Origin of the sequence: Streptomyces sp. NPDC052042, assembly GCF_044548345.1 — a bacterium.
Taxonomy (GTDB): Bacteria; Actinomycetota; Actinomycetes; order Streptomycetales; family Streptomycetaceae; genus Streptomyces.
On sequence record NZ_JBIUBU010000021.1, the window covers coordinates 58,905 to 79,959 of the forward strand.

The 21,055-nt window shown below is 68.7% G+C and carries 18 protein-coding genes; 14 read left to right on the forward strand and 4 right to left on the reverse strand.

The window, feature by feature from the left end; all coding sequences use genetic code 11:
- Positions 1–36: 36 nt before the first annotated feature.
- Positions 37–1,371, forward strand: a complete 1,335-nt coding sequence (locus ACIHCL_RS28085) for an NAD-dependent succinate-semialdehyde dehydrogenase (RefSeq protein WP_399866074.1) — start codon at positions 37–39, stop codon at positions 1,369–1,371.
- Between the two features lie 344 nt (positions 1,372–1,715).
- Here the strand turns inward: ACIHCL_RS28085 and ACIHCL_RS28090 are convergent, their stop codons facing one another.
- Positions 1,716–1,946: a hypothetical protein gene (locus ACIHCL_RS28090; protein WP_399866075.1), complete on the reverse strand. Its 231-nt coding sequence runs from the start codon at positions 1,944–1,946 to the stop codon at positions 1,716–1,718.
- An 897-nt stretch (positions 1,947–2,843) separates the two neighbouring features.
- On the opposite strand from ACIHCL_RS28090, the gene ACIHCL_RS28095 reads away from it, so the two are divergent.
- Genes ACIHCL_RS28095 through ACIHCL_RS28145 form a run of 11 tightly spaced genes read left to right on the forward strand, consistent with a single transcriptional unit; the run spans position 2,844 to position 14,520 of the window.
- On the forward strand, positions 2,844–3,989 hold the full coding sequence (locus tag ACIHCL_RS28095) for a four-carbon acid sugar kinase family protein (RefSeq protein ID WP_399866206.1): 1,146 nt from the start codon (positions 2,844–2,846) through the stop codon (positions 3,987–3,989).
- Between the two features lie 31 nt (positions 3,990–4,020).
- Positions 4,021–4,617 carry an isochorismatase family protein gene (locus ACIHCL_RS28100; protein WP_399866077.1) on the forward strand — a complete coding sequence of 199 codons (597 nt, stop codon included), beginning with the start codon at positions 4,021–4,023 and terminating at the stop codon, positions 4,615–4,617.
- 24 nt (positions 4,618–4,641) lie between these two features.
- Positions 4,642–5,532: a polysaccharide deacetylase family protein gene (locus ACIHCL_RS28105; protein ID WP_399866079.1), complete on the forward strand. Its 891-nt coding sequence runs from the start codon at positions 4,642–4,644 to the stop codon at positions 5,530–5,532.
- Positions 5,533–5,534: 2 nt separating this feature from the next.
- Positions 5,535–6,440 (forward strand): polysaccharide deacetylase family protein, encoded by a 906-nt coding sequence (locus ACIHCL_RS28110; RefSeq protein WP_399866082.1) that lies wholly within the window; start codon positions 5,535–5,537, stop codon positions 6,438–6,440.
- On the forward strand, positions 6,437–7,363 hold the full coding sequence (locus ACIHCL_RS28115; protein ID WP_399866083.1) for a hypothetical protein: 927 nt from the start codon (positions 6,437–6,439) through the stop codon (positions 7,361–7,363). The genes ACIHCL_RS28110 and ACIHCL_RS28115 overlap by 4 nt, the downstream gene beginning before the upstream one ends.
- The gene (locus ACIHCL_RS28120; protein WP_399866086.1) at positions 7,360–9,024 is read left to right on the forward strand and encodes an ABC transporter substrate-binding protein; all 1,665 of its coding nucleotides are present in this window, start codon (positions 7,360–7,362) and stop codon (positions 9,022–9,024) included. The genes ACIHCL_RS28115 and ACIHCL_RS28120 overlap by 4 nt, the downstream gene beginning before the upstream one ends.
- A gap of 56 nt (positions 9,025–9,080) precedes the next feature.
- The gene (locus ACIHCL_RS28125; RefSeq protein WP_391784827.1) at positions 9,081–10,088 is read left to right on the forward strand and encodes an ABC transporter permease; all 1,008 of its coding nucleotides are present in this window, start codon (positions 9,081–9,083) and stop codon (positions 10,086–10,088) included.
- Positions 10,085–11,008, forward strand: a complete 924-nt coding sequence (locus ACIHCL_RS28130; RefSeq protein WP_399866089.1) for an ABC transporter permease — start codon at positions 10,085–10,087, stop codon at positions 11,006–11,008. Before ACIHCL_RS28125 ends, ACIHCL_RS28130 begins: the two co-directional genes overlap by 4 nt.
- Positions 11,009–11,013: 5 nt before the next feature.
- Positions 11,014–12,048, forward strand: coding sequence for an ABC transporter ATP-binding protein (locus ACIHCL_RS28135; RefSeq protein WP_399866091.1), 1,035 nt, complete (start codon positions 11,014–11,016; stop codon positions 12,046–12,048).
- Positions 12,045–13,226, forward strand: coding sequence for an ABC transporter ATP-binding protein (locus tag ACIHCL_RS28140; RefSeq protein ID WP_399866093.1), 1,182 nt, complete (start codon positions 12,045–12,047; stop codon positions 13,224–13,226). The genes ACIHCL_RS28135 and ACIHCL_RS28140 overlap by 4 nt, the downstream gene beginning before the upstream one ends.
- A 49-nt stretch (positions 13,227–13,275) precedes the next feature.
- Positions 13,276–14,520 carry a PucR family transcriptional regulator gene (locus ACIHCL_RS28145; RefSeq protein WP_399866096.1) on the forward strand — a complete coding sequence of 415 codons (1,245 nt, stop codon included), beginning with the start codon at positions 13,276–13,278 and terminating at the stop codon, positions 14,518–14,520.
- 328 nt (positions 14,521–14,848) lie between these two features.
- On the opposite strand, the gene ACIHCL_RS28150 is transcribed toward ACIHCL_RS28145, so the two are convergent.
- From ACIHCL_RS28150 to ACIHCL_RS28160, 3 genes are all read right to left on the reverse strand, one after another.
- Complete coding sequence (locus ACIHCL_RS28150; RefSeq protein WP_399866098.1) at positions 14,849–16,612, reverse strand: FAD-dependent oxidoreductase; 1,764 nt, start codon at positions 16,610–16,612, stop codon at positions 14,849–14,851.
- 180 nt (positions 16,613–16,792) lie between these two features.
- Positions 16,793–17,635 (reverse strand): alpha/beta fold hydrolase, encoded by an 843-nt coding sequence (locus ACIHCL_RS28155; protein WP_399866100.1) that lies wholly within the window; start codon positions 17,633–17,635, stop codon positions 16,793–16,795.
- Complete coding sequence (locus tag ACIHCL_RS28160) at positions 17,635–18,576, reverse strand: VOC family protein (protein WP_399866102.1); 942 nt, start codon at positions 18,574–18,576, stop codon at positions 17,635–17,637. The genes ACIHCL_RS28155 and ACIHCL_RS28160 overlap by 1 nt, the downstream gene beginning before the upstream one ends.
- A gap of 688 nt (positions 18,577–19,264) precedes the next feature.
- Between ACIHCL_RS28160 and ACIHCL_RS28165 the strand changes: the two genes are divergently transcribed.
- Both ACIHCL_RS28165 and ACIHCL_RS28170 read left to right on the forward strand, forming a co-directional pair.
- The gene (locus ACIHCL_RS28165; RefSeq protein ID WP_399866104.1) at positions 19,265–19,915 is read left to right on the forward strand and encodes a TetR/AcrR family transcriptional regulator; all 651 of its coding nucleotides are present in this window, start codon (positions 19,265–19,267) and stop codon (positions 19,913–19,915) included.
- A 245-nt stretch (positions 19,916–20,160) separates the two neighbouring features.
- Positions 20,161–20,943 (forward strand): PaaX family transcriptional regulator C-terminal domain-containing protein, encoded by a 783-nt coding sequence (locus tag ACIHCL_RS28170; protein WP_399866209.1) that lies wholly within the window; start codon positions 20,161–20,163, stop codon positions 20,941–20,943.
- Positions 20,944–21,055: the final 112 nt, after the last annotated feature.

Genomic DNA, 21,055 nt, shown 5'->3' on the forward strand with positions numbered 1-21,055 from the left:
TCCTGCCACCACTCCCCCGTACTTCCTGGAGACCCGATGTACGCCGTCACCGATCCGTCCACCGGCACGACCGCCCAGACCTACCCGACCGCCACCGACGCCGAGGTGATCGCGGCCGTCGACGCCGCCCACGCGGCCACCGCCTGGGGACGAAGCACCTCCGTGGCCGAGCGTGCCGCGCTCCTGCGCCGACTCGGGGACCTGCACGCCGAGCACCGCGCCGAACTGGCGGCGGGCATCGTGCGCGAGATGGGCAAGCCGCTCGACGAGGCGGAGGGCGAGATCGACTTCTGCGTCGACATCTACCACTACTACGCCGACCACGCCGAGGAATTCCTCGCCGACGAGGAGCTCCCCGTCACCTCCGGCCCCGGCCGCGCCGTCATCCGGCGCGGCCCGGTGGGTGTTCTGCTCGGCATCATGCCGTGGAACTTCCCCGCCTACCAGGTCGCCCGGTTCGCCGCCCCGAACCTCGCCCTGGGCAACACCATCGTCCTCAAGCACGCCCCGCAGTGCCCGGCCACCGCGGCGCTGCTGGAGCGGCTGGTCGCCGAGGCCGGCTTCCCCGCCGGCGCGTACGTCAACGTGTACGCCACCAACGAGCAGATCGCCGACGTGATCGCCGACCCGCGTGTCCACGGCGTGTCCCTGACCGGCTCGGAGCGCGCCGGTGCCGCCGTCGCCGAGATCGCTGGACGGCACCTGAAGAAGGTCGTCCTCGAACTCGGCGGTTCCGACCCGTTCATCGTGCTGTCCACCGACGACCTCGACTCCGTCGTGGACGCCGCCGTGTCCGCCCGCCTCGACAACACCGGCCAGGCGTGCAACGCCGCCAAGCGGTTCGTCGTCGCCTCCGACCTCTACGACACGTTCGTGGAGAAGTTCACCTCCGCACTCCTCGCCCGCCAGTCCGGGGCTCCCCTGTCCTCGGTCGCCGCGGCCGACACCCTGGAGCGCCAGGTGGCCGCCGCCGTCGCGGAAGGTGCCACGCTGCACACCGAGGGCGAACGCAGCGGCGCCCACTTCCCGGCCGGGGTCCTCACCGGCCTCACCACCGAGCACGCCACGGCGCGCCAGGAGCTCTTCGGCCCGGTCGCCATGGTCTTCCGGGCGGCCGACGAGGAGGACGCGCTGCGGATCGCCAACGACACCCCGTACGGTCTCGGCTCGTACGTCTTCACCACGGATTCCGCACAGGCCGCCCGCGTCGCCGACGGCATCGAGGCCGGCATGGTGTTCATCAACGGCGTCGGCGCCGAGGGCGCCGAGCTGCCCTTCGGCGGCATCAAGCGCTCCGGCTTCGGCCGCGAGCTGGGCCGCCCCGGCATCGAGGAGTTCGTCAACAAGAAGCTCGTCCGCACGGTGGCGTAGGCAGCGCCGGCGCCGTCGCGGCCTACGCCACCATGGCCCGTACCGGGCCGCCGGGCCGGCGCGGCCGGGTCCTCTCCCGTTGCACAGGGGTTCAACGTGGGTCCGGCCGGGTGCGGTGGTGTGGGGCGCGACGCCGCCCCGGGCCGTGGGGCTCGGGGCGGCGGACGGAGGCCCTGCTTCGGGATTCAGGCTGCGAAGCCGAGTCGGTCACGTACTCGTAACTGACCCCACTGGGTTCCGGGGTCGGGCAGGACGCCGGTGGTCCACGCCTGATCGAGGCCCTGGTGGTCGCCTGCGGCCCGGGAGCCGACTATGCGGCCCCAGCGGCGGACAGCCATCGTGCGCTACTCGATCACCCGCTGGAACGGACGGGCGACCCGCAACTGGTTCAGGGGGTGTCTCTCCGCCCTGGTTCCGCCACCGCTGTTGAGGCGGCGCAGGAGGTGGGCGGCGACGTTCTGGCGGCGCACGGTCCGGTAGGCGGCGTCGATTTCCCCCGCCCCACGGGCCACCGGCTCGCCGATCGCACCCGCGCCCAGCCCGCCACCATGCACGCACTGCCGGCCACTGGGCACAGCAAGCGGTCCGTGGTCCGGCAACTCGGCATGAGCCGGAACACGGTCCTGCGGGTGCTGTCCCCGAAACAGGCGGCGTTTCCTGGCCGGTGACCACGCGGCAGGGCCGGCAGCACTGCGCCACCACACCACCCGCCGCGCTCCTGTGCCCGGCGCCCCGCCACGCAGCACGGAAGAACGCCTGGCCTACCACTCCGCGTTCGTCACCCGCCGCACCCCGGTCATCGGCACCCTCGCCACCCGTGTCCGCACCCTTCCGGCCCTCGGCCGCCACCGGACCACGACCGCCCGGCCCTCCCCGATCGTCACCGGGCCCGCGGCGGCCCGGAAAACCACCGCGCTCCTCCACGTCGGACGTGCCTGCCACCTCGCCCACACCCACCGCAACCCGCCCCGGCATCCGCACATGCCGGTCGCGTACGTCCTCGTCCCGCCCGGCGCCACCGCGAAACCCTCGCCACCACTCCCGATCCCGCGCCCACGAAGAGCGCTGACCGACTCCCGGACCGCAAAGCGAAAAGGGAACCGTGAACAAGGGAAAGGTCCGCGAACGAGGAAGACACACCCGGCCCCTTCAGCCGTAGGCGCTGCATACAACAGGCCCGAGCCCCCTCAACAGAGATGAGGAACTCCCGGGCCAGACCACCCGCCACCACCCCGACCGGTTCCCAATCGACCCGCAACACCCCAACCCGCACCACTACCAGCACACCGACTACCACCCCTTGAACGACAGCGGATGAAGAGTGAGCGGCGTGGTGCCGGAATGATTTGCGACGTTTGTCGAATGACTGTCCGTATGGCGCTCAATAGCATGACGACTCCCCATCAACAATGAAAACGAGGGACGGACCCATGCCGGCAGCACATTCGTCGAATGAGACGCGCGCTTTGGCCATGGGGATCCTGGCCGAGGATCTGCAGTGCTCGGTGGCGGTGGCGTGCCGTCTACGGCAGAGAGGGCTCGAACCGGTGATTGTCCGCGATCCCTCGACAGCTGTGGCCGACGCCGATGCCGTCGTCGTCGATCTCGATCTTCACCACGCGGGTCACGCGGCCACGGCACTCATCGAGGAATGGACGAACTGGCTCGAATCTCTGGGGTGTTCGCGGCTGGAGGTCAAACTCAACGCGGAACTGCGCGGTTCCCCCGACGCCCTGGTCGCCGGTATCGAGAGGCGTAACGACGAGAACGGAATATTGCTGGTCGTTCCCGCCTACCCGACGGCCGGCCGGGTCTGTGTGGACGGCCGTCTGCTGGCTCCCATGCCGGTCGGCAACGGCCTCGACGTCGATGTGCGCACCGCGCTCCGGATCGAGGATGCCGAGGTCGTGGGACTGTCGGTCCTGAACCAGGGCTCGGAAGCGGTCATGGCTCACGTCCGCGCGGCCCTCGCCCGCGGCACGCGCCGGTTCGTGCTGGACGGCACGGTCGAAACGCACCTCGGTGCCGCGGCACAGGTCGCGTCGCGGCTGCACGAGGACGGACACCGGGTGGCCACGGCCAGCACCGGTGGATGGGTGCGGTTCTACCCCGACCTCGGCCGGGACGGATTCGTCGTCGTCGTCACCCCGGCCAACCACGACACCGACCGCGCTCAGTTGCGACGGCTCGCCGCCGCCTACGGCACCCGCGCGCTCATCACCACCGCGGGGGAGGCCGCGAGCTGGGGCCCGGTCGTCGCGCGGAAGGTGCTCGCCTCGCACCGGATCCTCGCACTGCACGAGACGGACCGGGACGATCCCGACCGATGGGTCATCGCCGAGCAGCTCGCCAAAGCGGTACGCGGGCTGCTGGACGTCTCGTCCCACGGTGACAACAAGTGCCTGGGGGCCGTCGTCAGCGGCGGCCTGACCACGACCGCGCTCGTGCGGGAGCTGGGGGGCACGAGCCTGAGCGCCGGGCTGGAGCTGGAACCGCTCTGCCCGGCCGCCCGTGTCGCCGGTGGCGCATTCGACGGCTTGCGCCTGCTGAGCAAGGCCAGCGGCACGGGATCGGAAGAGACCCTCCTTCGCATGACCCGTCAGATCCTCGGGGCCTGAAGGATCCACTTTCCATGAAAGGACATCGCTCATGACCGTCGCAGAACCGGGGCGCACCGCGCTCATCCTCATCGACCTGCAGGGCTCCAACGCCGATCATCCCGTGCATCCGCACACCACGGACGCCGTCCTGGAGCGCTGCGTTCGCCTGATCGAAGCCGCACGGCGGGCCGGGAGTCTCGTCGTGCATGTGCGTACGAGTTTCCTTCCCGACGAGGCCGATTCACTCAGCGGCAAGCTGCGCACCGACATCGAGCGTCCCGCACGCCCCGTACGGCGGCAGGGGTGGGACCACTTCCTTCCCGGTATCGAGCCGTTGCCGACGGAACCGGTGATCATCAAGCGCAGCTGGAACGCCTTCCACGGCTCCGACCTCGACCTTCAGCTCCGGCGTCGCGGGATCGACACGGTGGTCATGGCAGGCATCTCCACCGGCTTCGGTGTCGAGGGAACCGCTCGCGCGGCGTTCGACCACGCCTACAACGTGGTCTTCGTCCCCGAGGCGATGGCTGCCTATACCGCCGAGCAGCACGACCACTCGGTGCGTGTCATCTTCCCGCAACTCGGCTGTGTCCGTCCCCTGGACGAGGTCGTGGAGGAGCTCGTTCCCACCGCCGCCACGCCCTGAGACAGTCGTTCGAAAGGATCAGCGATGGACGAGTTCCTGAGTTACAGAGCCCTCGACCGGAGGGAGAAGCTTCGACTCCCCGGCGGCAAGCGGGTGGCTGTGAACGTGGTGATGAACATCGAGCACTACGAATATCTGCCGCCGACCAACCCGCACCGCGACTACTTCTACCGGGTTCCCGCGAAGCCGGACAACGTCGGCTACTCCTTCCGGGACTTCGGCAACCGGGTCGGGTTCTGGCGCATGCTCCCCGTCCTCGACAACTCCCCGGTGAAGGTGACCTGTTCGCTCAACTGCGAAGTGCTGCGCCTGTATCCCGATGTGGCCGACGCGATGGTCGAACGCAAATGGAGCTTCATGAGCCATGGCACCTACAACAGCCGGCTCCTCTTCGGTGAATCGGAGAGCGCGGAACGGGAGTTCTACGACTACACGATTTCCACAGTGCGGGAGCTCACCGGATACCGCATGCGCGGAATGCTGGGTCCGTCGTTCAGCGCCACACCCGCCACCTACCGTCTGATGGCGGAAGCCGGCATGACCTACACGACCGACTGGTTCATCGATGATCAGCCGTTCCGTCTGGACGGCCCACGCGGTGGCGGCCTGATCGGCGTGCCGTACTCCCGGGAGGTCAACGACGCCCTCCTGTTCCCGGGATCACCGATGTACGGCTTGGACAGCGACTACTTCGCAGCGATCGTCCAGTCGCAGTACGCGGTGCTGTCCGAGGAAGCGCACAGGCACGACACGGCGTATGTGATGACTGTCGCGCTGCATCCGCTCTACATGGGCATCCCGCATCGGATCGGCCATCTCGCGCAGATGTTTGAACAACTGGGTTCGCACGACGACATCTGGTGGACCACGCCGGAGCAGATCGCCGCCCATGTCGATGAGATCGGATGGTGTTGACCATGCAGCTTGTCAGGCCACTGCACGAGGCCGACGGCGGCCCCCGGCCCGCTCCGAACCTGGGCTGGCCCGGCGGTGCGCACCTGAGCGTCGTGGTGCTGATGCATCTCGATCACGTGCCCGCCCTTCCCGGTCCGGATGCCGGCATCCCGCCGTCGAGCGTCGCACTGCGAGGCCCGTATCCGCGGATCATGGACGTGCACACCACGTCGCAGCACGAGTACGGCCTGCGGGTGGGCGCCTTCCGGATCCTCGACCTCCTCGACGAACTGCGGATCCCGCCGACCGCGGCGATCGACGCCTACTCCGCCCGGCACCGGCCGCGGCTGGTGGAACGCCTCACGGAGTCGGGCGCCGAATTCGTCGCGCACGGGGTCGACGGAATCAGCATCCTGCACGACGGAATGGAGCGCGAGGCGCAGCGCGCGTACCTCGCCGAGTCGGTCGGCGCCGTCGAGGAGTTCTGCGGAGTCCGTCCGGCCGGCTGGAGCGGGCTCGACTACGCCCAGTCCACCACGGCCCTCGAGGATCTCGCCGACCTGGGAATCCGGTGGACGGCGGACTGGCCCAACGACGAGGTACCGAACATCCTGGCCACCCCGCGCGGGGACATCCTGAACATCCCGGTGTCGATCCACCTCGACGACGTCTTCTCACACCTCAAACGCGGTATCCCGATCGAGAAGTGGGCCGACAACATCGTGTCGTCGGTCCGGGTGCTCCTCGACGAGGACGCACCGCGGAACCGGACGCTGGTGCTGGGAATCCACCCGTGGCTCATCGCCCAGCCGTTCCGCTTCGCACACCTGCGCGACGTACTGCGTACGTTGCGTGAACTCGACGGCCTGTGGTGGGCCCGCGGCGCGGACATCGTCGCGCACCTGGACAACGGAGGGGATGAGCGATGAACCTCAACCTGCTCGCGCGTGAACTCGGTGCCTCCGTGGTGGACTGCTCGGACGAGTTCTTCGGAGCCGCCGACGCGCTGCTCCTGGCGGCTCCGCCGCAGCGGCCGGGCACCTATGGGCTGCGCGGCGCGGATGTCGACGGCTGGGAGAGCCGCCGGCACAATCCGGCGGACCACGACTGGGTGGTCGTCCGGGCCGCGTACCCGGGCCGTGTGGACGAGATCGAGCTGGAGACCACGGGGTTCCGCTTCAACGCGCCGCAGCGCATCGGTGTCGATGTCGCCGACCGACCGGACGGGCCCTGGCGGGAGATTCTCGCCGGGGCCGAGGTCGAGCCGAACTGCGTGAACACCTACCCGGTGGCCGATGCCGGACGGTCCGCCGCGTTCGTACGGCTGCGCATGTTCCCCGACGGAGGAGTCGCACGACTGCGCGCGTACGGCGTGGTCGATGTCCCGCGCAGTCGCCCGCCCGCCGGCATCCGCCTGTCCGACGTGCGACTGGGCTGCCGCGTCCAGGCGTCGGAGGGTTCCTTCGGCAGCCCATGGGCGGTGATCTCCCACGCCATGCCCACAAGCACGCACGACGGATGGGAGACCCCGCGTCGTTCATCCGCCGACCAGCATTTCGTCGAGCTCTCATGGCCCGATCCGGTGCAACTGCGCGCGCTCGAGGTGGTCGCCGCTCCGTTCCGGGGCAACTGCGCGGCCCGCATCGCGATCGAGACACTCACCGGGGCGAACTGGCGGGAGACCGGGATCTTCGACATCACCTCCGGGGCGACCTCGACCATCGAGTTCACCTCTCCCGTCAACACCCGGCGCGTCAGAGTGTGCGCGCTGCCGGACGGCGGGTTCTCACGGCTCTGGTTCTACGGTGACCGGCTTTCCCTCACGCAGACCCAAGATCAGGAGGAACAATGAAGTTCAGACAGACCTGGGTCATCACGCTGGCCGGCATGATGCTGCTCTCGTCGTGCTCATGGGGTGCGGATGGGGCCAAGGACGACGCCGGTGGCAAGGCCGGCTCGGAGAGCCTCGTCTTCGGTGCCGCGGGAGCTCCGTCGCTCTTCGACCCCTTCTACACCTCGGACGGTGAGACGGCCCGAGTGAACAACCAGATGTACGAGGGTCTGCTCAGCCTGCTGCCCGGCACGGCGGATCCGGGTCCGGGCCTGGCCGTCAAGTGGGACCAGAGCGAGGACGGCAAGCGCTGGACGTTCAAGCTGCGTGAGGGGGTCACCTTCCACGACGGCACGAAGTTCGACGCCGACGCGGTCTGCGCGAACTTCGAGCGCTGGTACCGCCAGCCCAAGGTCGCGCGCACCTCGGCGGTCAGCCACACCTGGGTCAACGACTTCGGCGGCTTCGAGGGTGACACCACGCCGTCGCTGTACTCCGGGTGCGAGACCCAGGGCGATCTGACGGTGGTCCTGCGCCTGAACACCCCGAGTTCGAAGTTCCCGACGATCCTGGCGCACGGCACCTATGCGATGTCGAGCCCGACGGCGATGAAGAAGCACAACGCCAACGACGTCAAGGCCAGCGGTGAGGGCTTCGCCTTCCCGGAGTACGGCCGCCTGCACCCGACGGGGACCGGACCGTTCAAGTTCGTCTCCTACGACGACTCGACCGGCACGGTCAAGCTTGAGCGCAACGACGCCTACTGGGGGGACGCGCCGAAGATCGGCGGGATCGAGTTCCGGACGATTCCCGACGAGACCGCGCGCCGCCAGGAGCTCGAGGCCGGGGCCATCCACGCCTACGACCTGCCCGCCCCCCGCGACTGGAAGAGCCTCAGGGACAACGGCTTCCAGGTGATCGCCCGACCGCCGTTCAACGTCATGTACCTCGGTCTGAACGCCAAGACCGTGCCCGAGTTGAAGGATCTGCGGGTCCGCCAGGCGATCGCCTGGGCGATCAACAAGAAGCAGATAGTCGACACGCTGCTGCCCGAGGGCTCGGAGACGGTGTCGCAGTTCGTCCCGCGCTCGGTCGAGGGCTACAACAAGGAGGTCAAGGGGTATCCGTACGATCCTGACAAGGCCCGCAAGCTGCTCGCCGAGGCCGGCCACCCGAATCTGAAGATCCAGCTCTGGTACCCCACCGAGGTGACCCGGCCGTACATGCCTGAGCCGAAACGTTTCTTCGATCTGATCAAGGCCGACCTGGAGGCCGTCGGGATCCAGGTGGAGCCGGTTGCCAAGCCCTGGGCGGGCGGCTACCTCAGCGGTCGCGAGGCCGGCGAGGCACCTGTGTACCTGCTCGGCACCACCGGGCACTACAACAGCGCACAGAACTTCCTGGGAATCCTGTTCGGAGCGGTGGACAACGCCTTCGCCACCGGACTGCTCGGCTTCGGGCAGCAGCTCGTCGACGACCTCGACGCCGCGGACCGCGAGCCCGATCCGAAGAAGCGCACCGCGATGTATCTCACGATCAACCGCAAGATGGCGGAGGACTGGCTTCCGTCGATTCCGATCGCCAGCAGCCCCTCGGCCCTGGTGCTCAGCGGTCGGGTGCACGGTGTCGTCGCCAGCCCGGTCGGTGGCGAGCAGCTGGCCACAGCCACCTTCGGCGAGTAGCCCAACCCCGATGTGGGGCGTGCGGCCGACGTGCGCCCCACACCGATTGGACAGACATGTACAGATTCATCCTTCGAAGGACGGTCCAGGCGGGCGCGACGTTCCTCGCGCTGACGGCAATCCTCTTCGTCTGGCTGCGGAGCCTTCCCGGCGGACCGCTGGACGCACTGCTCGGCGAGAACGCCAGCCCGCAGGACCGCGCGAAGCTCGTCGAGTCGCTCGGCCTCGACGAACCGATCTGGACGCAGTACGTTCGCTACCTCGGGCGGTTCTGGAACGGCGACCTCGGAGTGTCGACCGGCGTGTGGCGTGGTGCGCCGGTGACCGAGGTGATCCTCACCCGGGCACCGGCCACGATCGAACTCGCGCTGTGCGCACTCGTCATCGGCACGGTGCTCGGCGTTTCCATCGGTTACTGGGCCGCGACGCGACGCGGCGTGTTCGACTTCGCCTTCCTCAGCTTCTCCGTACTCGGCCTGGCCGTGCCGGTCTTCTTCACCGCGTTCGTCCTCAAGTACGTCTTCGCGGTCCGCGCCGGATGGCTGCCGCCGTCGGGCAGGGCGGACCTGCAGGGATCGATACCCACGCCGACCGGGCTCACGCTGCTCGACTCGCTGCTCGCCGGCGACGGAGCGGCTCTCCTGGAGAGCGTGAGGTACCTGACCCTGCCCACGATCGCGCTGTCGATCATCCCGTTCGCCGTGATCTTTCGTCTGACCCGGGCCTCCGTCGCGGAAACACTCCAGCAGGACTTCGTTCGCACCGCGACGGCCAAGGGACTGCGGGACCGGACGATCGCCGGGCGTCATGTGCTGCGCAACTCCCTGCTGCCGGTGATCACCGTGATCGGCCTGCAGGCCGGTGGCCTGTTCGCCGGGGCCGTGCTCACCGAGACCGTCTTCAACTACCGGGGGCTCGGACAGTCGATGGCGCTGGCCTTCACCACCCGCGACTACGCCGTGCTGCAGGCGCTGATCATGATGATCGCGGTGCTGTACCTGTTCGTGAACATCGTTGTTGACATCACCAACGCGCTGTGCGACCCGAGAGTGAGGATGCAATGACGTTCGCCCGAGGAGGGGGCGCACCAGTCGTTCAGTCGCAGGTGCTGGTGGCCGGGCACTCGGCCACACGGACACTGCACAGGCTGCTGCGCCAACCGGCCTTCGTGACCGGGGCGGCGATCACCTTCGTGTTCGTCGTCCTGGCGGTGGCCGCCCCACTGCTGGCGCCGCACGATCCGGCGGCACCGCTGCTGCTGGATCAGGTCCGGGCACAGGCCAATCCGGTGCCGGGCCCGCAGGACGGCTTTCCGCTGGGAGCCGACCCCGCCGGGCGGGATCTCCTTTCCCGCTTGCTCGTGGGCGCTCGCCAGACGCTCATCGTGGGGGTGCTGGCGACCCTCGGCGGGCTCACCGGCGGCGCGGCGCTCGGCCTCCTCGCCGGCGTGTTCGCCGGAAAGGTCGATACGTTCGTGATGCGCGTGGTCGATGTGATGCTCGCGATCCCCTCGCTGCTGATGGCCTTCTCGATCGCGGCATTGTTCGCACGCCCGAACGAATGGACGCTCATCGTCGCCATCGCCATCGTTCAGATACCCATCTTCGCCCGGCTCATGCGCGGTTCGATGCTTGTGCAGCGCGGCACCGACCACGTGCTCGCGGCCCGCGCCCTGGGGGTCCGGCCCGGGGCGATCGTCTTCCGCCACATGGTTCCCAACGCCCTGGGGCCGGTGATCGTGCAGGGGACACTGAGCCTGGCCGTGTCGATCCTTGACGCCGCGGCGCTGTCATTCCTGGGACTGGGGAATCCCGATGACGCGCAACCGGAGTGGGGCCAGATGCTCGGCGGCGCGCAGCAGTACTTCAACTCGTATCCCCATCTCGCGATCTACCCCGCGCTGTGCATCATCGTGGTGGCGCTCGGCTTCACGCTTGCGGGCGAGTCGCTTCGCGAGACCCTCGATCCGCGGACGCGGAGGTAGATGTGATGAACGCAGGCACACAGGCGCCCCATTCCGCCGGCGGGGGGAAACTCCTGTCGGTGGAGGACCTCTCCGTCACGTTCACCCGGCCGGGAGCCGAGCCGTTCACCGCCGTCGACGGAGTGAGCTTCGAGGTGGGCCCCGGCGAGGTCGTCGGCCTGGTGGGTGAGTCCGGCTGCGGCAAGTCGGTCACCTCACTCGCCCTGATGGGGCTGTTGCCCCGGCGCGGAACCCGAGTCCTCGGACGGGCCCTGTTCGCCGGCACGGACCTGCTCACGCTGACGGACGGTGAGCTGCGCGATCGCCGCGGGGCCGAGCTCGCGATGATCTTCCAGGACCCGCTGTCCTCCCTCAACCCGGTCGTGCCCCTGGGTGTGCAGGTCGCCGAGGTGATCCAGCGGCACCGGCGCACCAGCCGGTCGCAGGCGCTGCGACGCGCGCAGGAGATGCTCGAACGGGTCGGCATCCCCGATCCTGGCCGTCGCATGCACGAGTACCCGCACCAGGTGTCCGGTGGCATGCGCCAGCGCGTACTGATCGCGACAGCACTGGCCTGCGAGCCGCGTCTGCTGATCGCCGACGAGCCGACCACGGCACTGGACGTGACCATCCAGGCCCAGATTCTTGCTCTGCTGAAGGAACTGGTCATCGGCTCGGGGACCTCGTTGATCATGATCACGCACGACCTGGGCGTGGTCGCGGGCCTGTGCGACTCGGTCAACGTGCTCTACGGCGGGCGGATCGTCGAACGGGCCGGCCGCTACGACCTGTTCGACGGGCCACGCCATCCGTACACCGGCGGTCTGCTGGCCTCCGTGCCGAGGCTGGACGGCGAGGAGCGGCGCCTCCACTCGATACCCGGATCCGTCACGGACAATATTCCCTGGTCACAGGGGTGCGCATTCGCACCGCGCTGCCACTCCGCCACCGACCTCTGCCTGAGGGAGAGCCCGGTATGGGCGGGAGGGGCCGAGCACCGGCTGCGCTGTCATCACCCCATCCCGGTACCGACGACGGCCACGAAGGAGCAGACCTCATGACGGCGGAAACCGCGCAAGCCCACCCGGACGCCCCCGAGAACCCGCTCCTGGATGTACGCGGGCTCAAAGTGCACTTCCCGATCCGCCGTGGTGTTCTGCTCAATCGGACGGTCGGGCACGTGCACGCGGTGGACGGCGTCGACCTGCAGATCCGTAAAGGAGAGACCTACGGCCTGGTCGGAGAGTCCGGATGCGGGAAGTCGACCTTCGGGAGAGCGGTGCTTCAGCTGACGCCCGTGACCGCCGGAGAGATCCGCTTCGGCGATGTGGACCTGCGCACGCTCCGAGGGGAGAAGCTCCGCCGGCAGCGTCGGCACATGCAGATGGTGTTCCAGGATCCACTGGGGAGTCTGGACCCACGACAGAGCGTGGAGCAGATGTTCCGCGAGGGGATGAACGCACACGGGCTGTCCAAGGGCGACATGAGCGCGCGGCTTCACGAACTGCTCGACTCGGTGGGGCTGCCGCGAACCGCGCTCGGCAAGTACCCGCACGAGTTCTCAGGAGGACAGAGACAGCGGATCGGCATTGCCCGGGCTCTCTCGGTCGAGCCGCAGCTGATCGTCGCCGACGAGCCGGTCAGCGCGCTGGACGTGTCCGTGCAGGCTCAGGTGATCAACCTGCTTGAGGACATCCAGACGAGGTACGGACTGACCTATCTGATCATCGCGCACGACCTCGCCGTGATCAGGCACGTCAGCGACCGGATCGGGGTGATGTACCTCGGCGGACTCGTCGAGGAGGCGCCGACGTCCGAACTGTTCGCCGGTCCGCTGCATCCGTACACCCGCGCATTGCTGTCGGCGGTGCCGCACCCGGACCCGCGACAGGAGGACAGCAGGGAGCAGATCCTTCTCCGGGGCGATCTTCCCAGTCCGGAGAATCCGCCGCCCGGCTGTCGCTTCAGCACCAGGTGCCCGTGGAAACAGGCGACCCGTTGCGACAGCGAGCGGCCCCGGCTGCGGGTGATCGATGTGCCCGGGGCGACCGCGGCTCATCGCGTCGCCTGCCACTGGGCCGAGGAAATCCACGCGGGTGGGATCCGGCCCACAACGTCGGCTCGGACCGGGACCGCGGTTCCTGCCGGAGTCGTGGCGTCCGGGGCGGACACCCTGTCCCGGCCCTCGGCCACATCGGTGTCCGACCCGGGCACGGCCTCCGCGAGAGACGGGAGCTGAGTATGGCGTCAGCGGTGCTGAACGGGCTCCACCAGCGGAAGGAACGGCTGTGAACGGACTCCTTACACAGCATCTCCACGAGCTGGTGCAGTCCCTCGCCGCATCGTTGGACGTACCGGTGGAGCTGACCGACCTTCACCTGAACCGCGTCGCCCAGTCCATCCCGCACGGCTCGTCGGACGACGTCCACGCCGAGCCCGTCTCACCGCGCCATCTCGGGCTGAGCACGCGTGCGGTGACGCTGATCTCCGTGCCGGTGTACATCGGTGGCAGCGTGGATCTCGGGATACCGTCGACGCTCGTGATTCCGCTGAGTTCGCCCGGATCGGCGCCGTCCCTGCTGCTCTGGATCACCTGTGCACGCGGACCTCTGTCGTCGGAGCGGGTCGAGAGCGTGAGCCGAATCGCCGAGGCGACCGTGCACGCCCTGGAGACTGCCGGGCTGCTCGCTTCGCCGGAATGGGCTGATGACCATTTCGGACGCGCTTTCGCGACGGGTGATCTGGAGACGCTGGACGTGCTGCTGGGGCGCGCGATCCGCGAAGGCCAACTGCAGCACGACGACGCCTTCGTCTGCCTTGCTCTCTCCATGCCTGCCGCGATTGACGCCAAGTCGGCCGATCCCGCGACACGAGGGCGTCTGGCGGCCTTGACGAACAGATTCGCTGAGGCCCACCCGCGCAGCAGGTGCCTCATCGCCTTCAGCGGGTCGGTCAGCTTCGCGCTCCTCGCGCCGTATCCGCGAGATGTGCACACCGCGCTGCCCGAACTCCTCGCGACGAAGGCGGCGGACCTCGTCTTCCGGTCACGGCCACAGGGTATTGACGTCCCCTGGCTGGTCGCGGCCAGCACGGTCGTGTCGGGCCGGGCCAGCGCGGCCGTGTGGCAGGCGCGGCAGAGCCTGGACCTGGGCGACAGCCTCGGCTGGAAGCACCAGGTGATCCGCTGGGACAGTACGGGACACATGTCAGGCCTCGCGGCGGTACCGACCAACATCCTGGTGCATCACTTCGTCAGCCCCTCACTGAAGTGGCTGCTGGAGGACGAATCGGCTGCCGGGCTCGTCGAGACGCTCCGGGCCTACCTCACCACGGCGGGGAACGTCAAACAGGTCGCGGCCGACCTGTACCTGCACCGCGCCACCGTGTATCACCGGATCAGGAAGGTCGAGGAGCGCCTGGGCATAGACCTGTTCAGCGGCAGCGGACGACTGGAGGCACATGCGGGGCTGCTCGCGGCGGACATCGTCGCGAGCCGACTGGCCGTCGGAGACCGTAGGACCACGCGTCACTGAAACGAGAGAGCCGTCGGCGAGGCACCGGCGGCCGTGCGGCTCCCGACGTGTCGATCGCGTCCGTGCCCTGGAGGGCGTCGCGCGGCGAACCCGCCGGGGGTCGGGCGGTGGTGAACGGGTGCCGGGCCGCACCGCCCCCTCCGGAGCGGTGCGGCCCTCCGCGTACGGCTCTTGTGGCAGGGCAACTTGGGAAGGTCACCTGCACAACGGAGCTTGGTTGCGTACGTCGCGCGCCGGCCGACCATCGTCACACCACCCTGGCCTGCGCACCCACAAGATCAGCACGACTTTGCCATCGCCCTGAACGCTCACCCGGTTCCTGTGCGGTTCAGGAAGCCGTGGTCCGCAGGATCGACCGCATGACGTCGAGCAGGGTGCCCTTCGGGTCGTCGGCCAGCTCGGTGCTGCGCCAGCCGACGATGTGGTCGGGGCGGACCAGCACCGCGCCGCTCTCGACGATCTCCGAGACAGCGGCCCAGTCGCCGTACCGGTCCTCGTAGTCGCACCCACGACCGATGGAGACGACCTCGATCTCCACACCCGTCTCCGCCGTGACCTTGGCGGCGGCCTCGCGCCAGGCCTCACCGCGGATGCCGGTCAGCAGCGTGAACCGGCCATGGCCGCACAGGTCGATGACGGGGACCTTGCGCTGCCCGTCGAGCAGCCACGCGTGCGGCAGGTGCCGTCCGGGGTAGGTGGTGGGGAAGTAGTGGATCTCCTCGTCCCGGGGCGCGACGGGTGCCGGCGTGCCGTCGGTCACGAGAGCACCGGACCGGTAGTTCTGGTTGGTCTCCACACCGTGGGTGTTGAAGCAGAGCAGGGTGTTCCGCACAGCCACGTCGAAGGCGGCGCGCCGCTCCGCGCCTTCGTCGGTGGGGGCCTGGAGAGTTTCGAGCGCGGCTGCCAGCGCTTCCGGTCCGGCGGCGGGCGGCAGGTGCAGGGCCTTGAACAGGGGCGGCATCAGTTGGTTGCTCGCCGTGGCCCGTTCGACGATCTGGCGGGCTACGGGCAGCCGCTCGTCGCGGTAGGTCTCCAGCAGGCCGGGTTCCGCCTGGCCACGCAGGACCAGGGCCAGCTTCCAGCACAGGTTGAACGAGTCCTGGATCGAGGTGTTGGAGCCCAGGCCGTTCATCGGCGAGTGGCGGTGCACGGCGTCGCCGACGCAGAAGACGCGGCCGACCTGGTTCTCGGTTGCGTGGACGTGGTTGACCGCCCAGGTGGAGACGGATTCGATCTTCACCGGGACGGTGTCGTCGCCGATGAGCTGGTGGACGATCGCGGTGCCGAACTCGTCGGTGAGGTCGGGGGCGCCGTGTTCGACGTCGTAGCCCCACACGGCGACCCACTTGTTCCAGGGCCGGACCATACGCAGCACACCGATGCCGTTGCCGTCGTGGCCGACGCCGGGCTGAACGAACCAGTACATGTCGCCCGGCCGGTGCTCGACCAGGTGGGTCAGGTCCGCCTCGAAGACGATGTTGATCGATCCGCCGTGGCCCATCTCGCCCTCGAGCGGAATACCGAGCTGCTCCATGACGCGCGACTTTCCGCCGTCGGCGCCGATCAGGTACTTCGACCGGATCCGGTACTCCTCGCCGGTCACCCGGTCGAGGACGGTGGCGGTGACACCGTCGTCGTCCTGGGTGAAGGAGAGCAGTTCGGTGTTGACCCGCAGGGTCGTGCCGCGCTGGGTGGCGGCCTGCAGCAGGATCGGCTCCATGCGGTCCTGGGGCAGGTCGCACACGGCGGTCGGGCTGGCCAGGTCGTGCTCGGCCTTGAACAGCGGGTGGGTGTACCAGGTCCGCAACCGTCCGAGCTCCGGACCGGTGAGGCTGACGGCCCACACGTGCTCGCCCATCAGATGCTGGGGTGTCGAGGCCCGCTTGCCCTCGTCCTCGACCCCGAGGTCGCGCAGCACCTCCATGGTGCGCTGGTTGGTGATGTGGGCGCGCGGCGTGTTGGCGACCGAGCCGTACTTGTTCAGCACGATCGCGCGGACGCCGTACGTCGCCAGCAGCGCACCGGCTGCGGCGCCCGCCGGACCGGCGCCCACGACGAGGACGTCGGTCTCTGCCATACGCATGGTGCTCATAGGGCAACTCCTCGGAGAAGCAAGACTCTTCTATGGGAAGCAGGCCACGCCTGCTCTATGGGAAGCAGGCCACGTCTGCGGGGTGCAGGGCCCCTGCGGGAAACCGTGAGCCCGTGGGCCCGCGCCGCCGGGTGTCGCCGACTGTCGCCGGGTACGAAGGGTCTGGCGGCGCGGGGTGGATCAGTGCTGGGTGACGAAGTCGGTCACCAGACGGTTGAACTCGTCGGCGTGCTCCAACTGGGCCCAGTGGCCACAGCGGTTGATGATGTGGGCCCGCGAGTCGGGGATGTTGGCAGCGAGGAAGAGCGTCGACTCGAAGGAGACCACACGGTCGTCGCGGCCGTGGATCAGCAGCGAGGGCGCGGTGATGTTCGAGATCTGGTGCGGGTCGATCCAGATCGGGATCGGTGCCTTCGGGGCGACCGAGGCGATGTTGTGCAGGTGCTCGGGGCGCCGGAGCGCGGCTTCCGAGCGGAGGCGGCACAGTTCCGGAGTGGCGAAGCGTTCCTTGTCGTAGACCATGATCTCGACGAGGCGGCGCATGCCTTCCGGCGTCGCGTCGGTGAACGTCTCGTACATGATCTTCAGGCCCTCGGTCGGGCCGCCGCCCGCACCGAAGAGGAACGGCTTCATCTGGAGCGGCGCACCCATGGTGATCAGGTGCGAGACCCGCTCGGGGCGCTCGGCCGCGAGCCGGAGCGAGGTGTGGCCGCCCATCGAGTTGCCGACGAACGCGGCCTTCTCGATACCCAGGACGTCCAGCAGCTGGCAGGCCGCCTCGACATGGTCCAGCGTGCTGAAGTCGACCGCGTCGGAGTCGCCCCAGCCCGGCATGTCGGGGGCGATCACGCGGAAGTTGCGGGAGAGCGCCTCGATGTTGGGTGAGTAGTTGCTCCACCCGGTCGCGCCGGGGCCGCCGCCGTGCAGCAGCACGACGGGGTGGCCCTCGCCGACCTCGTTGAGGTGGATCTTCCAGTCCTTGGTCTGGACGTACTTGGAGATGTCGTTCTGCCGCAGAGCCATCAGTGGTCACTCCCGGGTGCCTGGTTGGTGAAAGGGGCCTGGCCGAGCAGCTCGTGCACAAGCTCCGGCGGGCGGTGGCCCCAGCTGTGCAGCCGGTCGAGGGTGCGCACCTGCCAGGTCTCGTCGTCGATGAGCAGGCCGCCCCAGCCGTACTCGACCGAGAAACCGGACGGCGTACGGACGTAGAAGCTGAACATGTGGTCGTTGGGGTGCATGCCGAGTGTCATCTCGAAAGGCTGCTTGGCGTCCATGCACCGGTCGTAGGCCATGCCGACGTCACGGATGTCGGTGACCTCAAGCATGAAGTGGTGGGTCTTCTTGGGGTGCGGCATGTCACCGAACGCGACGCTGTGGTGGCGCGGGTTGCAGTGCAGGAAGATCAGGTCCGCGACGATGCCCGGCGCGAGCTCCTCGATGATGATGTCGCTGATCCGGAAGCCGAGCAGACCCTCGTAGAAGGCCATGTACTCCTCGCGCGAGACGCCCTTGGAGAGCAGCACATGGTGGCCCGCGCCGCCCGCGCCGGTGACGAACGCGCCGAGCAGGGCGTCGGAGTGGAACGGGGTGTCGGCGTCGGCGAGCCCGGTGACCAGCTCGATGCGGTTGCCCATGGGGTCGGTGACCCGGACCAGCCGGTCGACACGGCGGGCGGCGGCCAGGTCGGCGTCGCCCTCGGTGACCTCGACACCGGCGGCGGTGAGCCTGGCGACGAGTGCGTCGAGGGCCTCCCCCGACTCGACCTCGTAACCGCTGAACGCGAGGTCGTCCGCGGGCCCCTCGGTGATGATCCAGCGGTGCGCCTTCTCGTCGGTGCGCAGGGTGAAGCCGTTGTCGTACTTCTCGCCCAGCTGCATGCCGAGCAGCGTCACGCCGAAGTGCTCCCAGCCGGTGAGGTCGCTGACCTCGTACACGACGTACGCGAGCTCCTTCACTCCTGTCATGAGTGTTTCCTTTCACTGATCAACTGGGCGCACGGGGACGCCAGTCGAGATGGAGAGGTGAGAGAGGTGAGAGAGGTGAGGTGGAAGGGATGAGGCAAGAGAGACAAGAAAGGTGAGACCAGAGGGTTTGAGGTGGTGCATGGTCTGGTCGACGTCGCCGCTCATCGACGCAGCGTCGGGACGCATGCGCGCCATCACCGTCCGGACGCGGCAGGAGTCCGCCGGCGCTTTGCACAAACGGCATGCCGGGAGGGCCTGAACCGGCACAGCGGGCCGGTCGCGCGTCGTCCCGCTCGGCTTTCCGTCTCAAGGTCAGCGGCGCGGGCCGATCAAGCCCGGCACCGAGGAGCACAGAAGGTGCCGGGCACTACTCATGAAGGCGGGCCTATGACACCGACGGTGTCGCCGCACACCAGCTGCGGCGTCATCCGGCCGATGACGGCGGCCTTGCCCCGTTCATAACGCGGGTGCCCGTTGACCGGTACGCACAAGCTGGTCAACGGTGCCATGTCCCGCTTGCACATGCTGGGGCATGCCGATCTCCAGTGATCGTTCCCAGGATTATTGGACCGATCGGTCCGTCCAATAGTGGCTACGCTCACATGCGTACGGCCTGACGTCAAGAGGTGTGGATCGGGCAGATTTCCGGCATACAGCCGATCGAAGCAGAGGCCTTAGGATCTTCAGGGTGAGGAAGGGAACCAGAGCACCGAACGGCAATCGGCGCGGGCAGCGCTCAAGGGAAGAGATCCTTGACGCGGCGGCTCACGTCATGTCGCTGCGCGGGTACGCGGGCACCTCGATCTCGTCGATCACCGCCGAGACCGGACTGCCGAGAAGCGCGATCTACCACCACTTCCGCTCCAAGGGCGGGCTGCTCTCGGCGGTGATGGCGCGTGGTGCCCACAATTTCTTCGCCGCCATGCGCGAGGCGCACGCGAATCCCCCCGAGGGGGGCACGCACCACGAGCGGATGGCCTGGTACATGAACCGGACGGCCGAGATCTTCACGTCCAGGCCCGACTTCCTGCGGCTGCACGTCCTGCTCCTCATGAGCGACGAGGCCACGGACGCCGAGGTCGCCGAGATGAACCGGCAGGTGCGCGCCGAGGGCCGCGCCTACATGCGGGTGATGATCTCGTCCGCCTTCGCCGACGAGGGCCCCGAGATCGCCCAAGCGGTCGCCGAGGAGCTCGATTACTTCGCGATCGCGGGCTTCGACGGGTCCTTCGTCAACGCGCAGTCCGACCCCGAGTGCACCATCGCCTCCCAGATGGCCCGCCTCACCTACGCGATGGTCGCCCTCGGCGAGGCAGCGGTCGCTCACCACAAGGCGTAGCACGTGCCGGACCCCGCCGGGCGGCCCGTCGTCGCCCACCACAGTGACATCACTGTCGCGCGTCAGTAGAATGACGTCCGTCTGGAAAGTGAATCGCCCTCAGTGCCGGTCGTCCGTTGCGGCCGGGCGGGGCGAGTTCCGCGGCGCGGTGCGGCGGGGCCGGTAGGAGGTCCGAACACGACCCACGGAGTGCCTGTGACCCGGGACGAACCGTCGGGAGGTGTCGGGTGAAGCCGCGGTCGTTGGTGTTCGATCTGTTCGGCGACTATCTGCGCTACCGGGGCGGGGAGGTCAGGCTGCGCGGGCTGGTGGCCCTGATGGCCTGCTTCGGCGTTCCGGAGGCCACCGTGCGGGTGGTGGTGGCCCGTATGCGCAAAGAGGGATGGCTGGAGAGCAGGCGCGAGGGCCGGGAGACGGTGTACGTGCTCACGGACGCGGCCTGGGGGCTGCTGGACGAGGGGCGAGCACGTATCTTCGACCGAGTGCAGGGCCCCTGGGACCGCCAGTGGCACATGGTGGTCTACTCGGTGCCCGAGCCGGAACGGTCCCTGCGGGAGCAGTTGCGCAAGAAGCTCGCCTGGTTCGGTTTCGGCCCGCTGTCCTCGGCAGTCTGGCTGAGCCCTCATGACCGCACCGACCAGGTGCTGGCCGCGTTCGCGGAGCAGCCGGCCGTCCAGCTCGACACCTTCCGGTCCAGGTCGGCGGGGCTGGGGGCCGACCTGGATATCGCAGCCCGCGCCTGGGACCTTGAGCGACTGGACGAGGAGTACGCCGGGCTGCTGGAGGTCTACCGGCCCCGGCTCCCCCGCTACCGCGCGGGAGTGCTCACCGGCCGCGAGGCCCTGGTGGAACGTACGCGGCTGGTCCACGACTACCGCCTGATCCCCTTCCGCGACCCGGACCTGCCGCCGGAACTGCTGGCCGCCGGGTGGCACGGCCGGCCCGCGCACGAGGTGTTCCTCGAGGCGCACGACCTGCTCAGGGCTCCGGCCGAGGCGTACGTCGACGAACGGATCACGGTCGGCTGAATTCCGCGCCGCGGCCCAGGCCGGGCCCCTGCGGCGCACCGGGTCGAGTCCCGGGCCGCTTGTCCGGCCGCGTTCCGGCCCACGTCAGACGGGTCCGGGCGTGCACCGGGCC

Coding starts and splice junctions, on each gene's coding strand:
- ACIHCL_RS28085 (WP_399866074.1), top strand. CDS start 37: ATGTACGCCGTCACCGATCCGTCCACCGGCACGACCGCCCAGACCTAC.
- ACIHCL_RS28095 (WP_399866206.1), top strand. CDS start 2,844: ATGGGGATCCTGGCCGAGGATCTGCAGTGCTCGGTGGCGGTGGCGTGC.
- ACIHCL_RS28100 (WP_399866077.1), top strand. CDS start 4,021: ATGACCGTCGCAGAACCGGGGCGCACCGCGCTCATCCTCATCGACCTG.
- ACIHCL_RS28105 (WP_399866079.1), top strand. CDS start 4,642: ATGGACGAGTTCCTGAGTTACAGAGCCCTCGACCGGAGGGAGAAGCTT.
- ACIHCL_RS28110 (WP_399866082.1), top strand. CDS start 5,535: ATGCAGCTTGTCAGGCCACTGCACGAGGCCGACGGCGGCCCCCGGCCC.
- ACIHCL_RS28115 (WP_399866083.1), top strand. CDS start 6,437: ATGAACCTCAACCTGCTCGCGCGTGAACTCGGTGCCTCCGTGGTGGAC.
- ACIHCL_RS28120 (WP_399866086.1), top strand. CDS start 7,360: ATGAAGTTCAGACAGACCTGGGTCATCACGCTGGCCGGCATGATGCTG.
- ACIHCL_RS28125 (WP_391784827.1), top strand. CDS start 9,081: ATGTACAGATTCATCCTTCGAAGGACGGTCCAGGCGGGCGCGACGTTC.
- ACIHCL_RS28130 (WP_399866089.1), top strand. CDS start 10,085: ATGACGTTCGCCCGAGGAGGGGGCGCACCAGTCGTTCAGTCGCAGGTG.
- ACIHCL_RS28135 (WP_399866091.1), top strand. CDS start 11,014: ATGAACGCAGGCACACAGGCGCCCCATTCCGCCGGCGGGGGGAAACTC.
- ACIHCL_RS28140 (WP_399866093.1), top strand. CDS start 12,045: ATGACGGCGGAAACCGCGCAAGCCCACCCGGACGCCCCCGAGAACCCG.
- ACIHCL_RS28150 (WP_399866098.1), bottom strand. CDS start 16,612: ATGAGCACCATGCGTATGGCAGAGACCGACGTCCTCGTCGTGGGCGCC.
- ACIHCL_RS28155 (WP_399866100.1), bottom strand. CDS start 17,635: ATGGCTCTGCGGCAGAACGACATCTCCAAGTACGTCCAGACCAAGGAC.
- ACIHCL_RS28160 (WP_399866102.1), bottom strand. CDS start 18,576: ATGACAGGAGTGAAGGAGCTCGCGTACGTCGTGTACGAGGTCAGCGAC.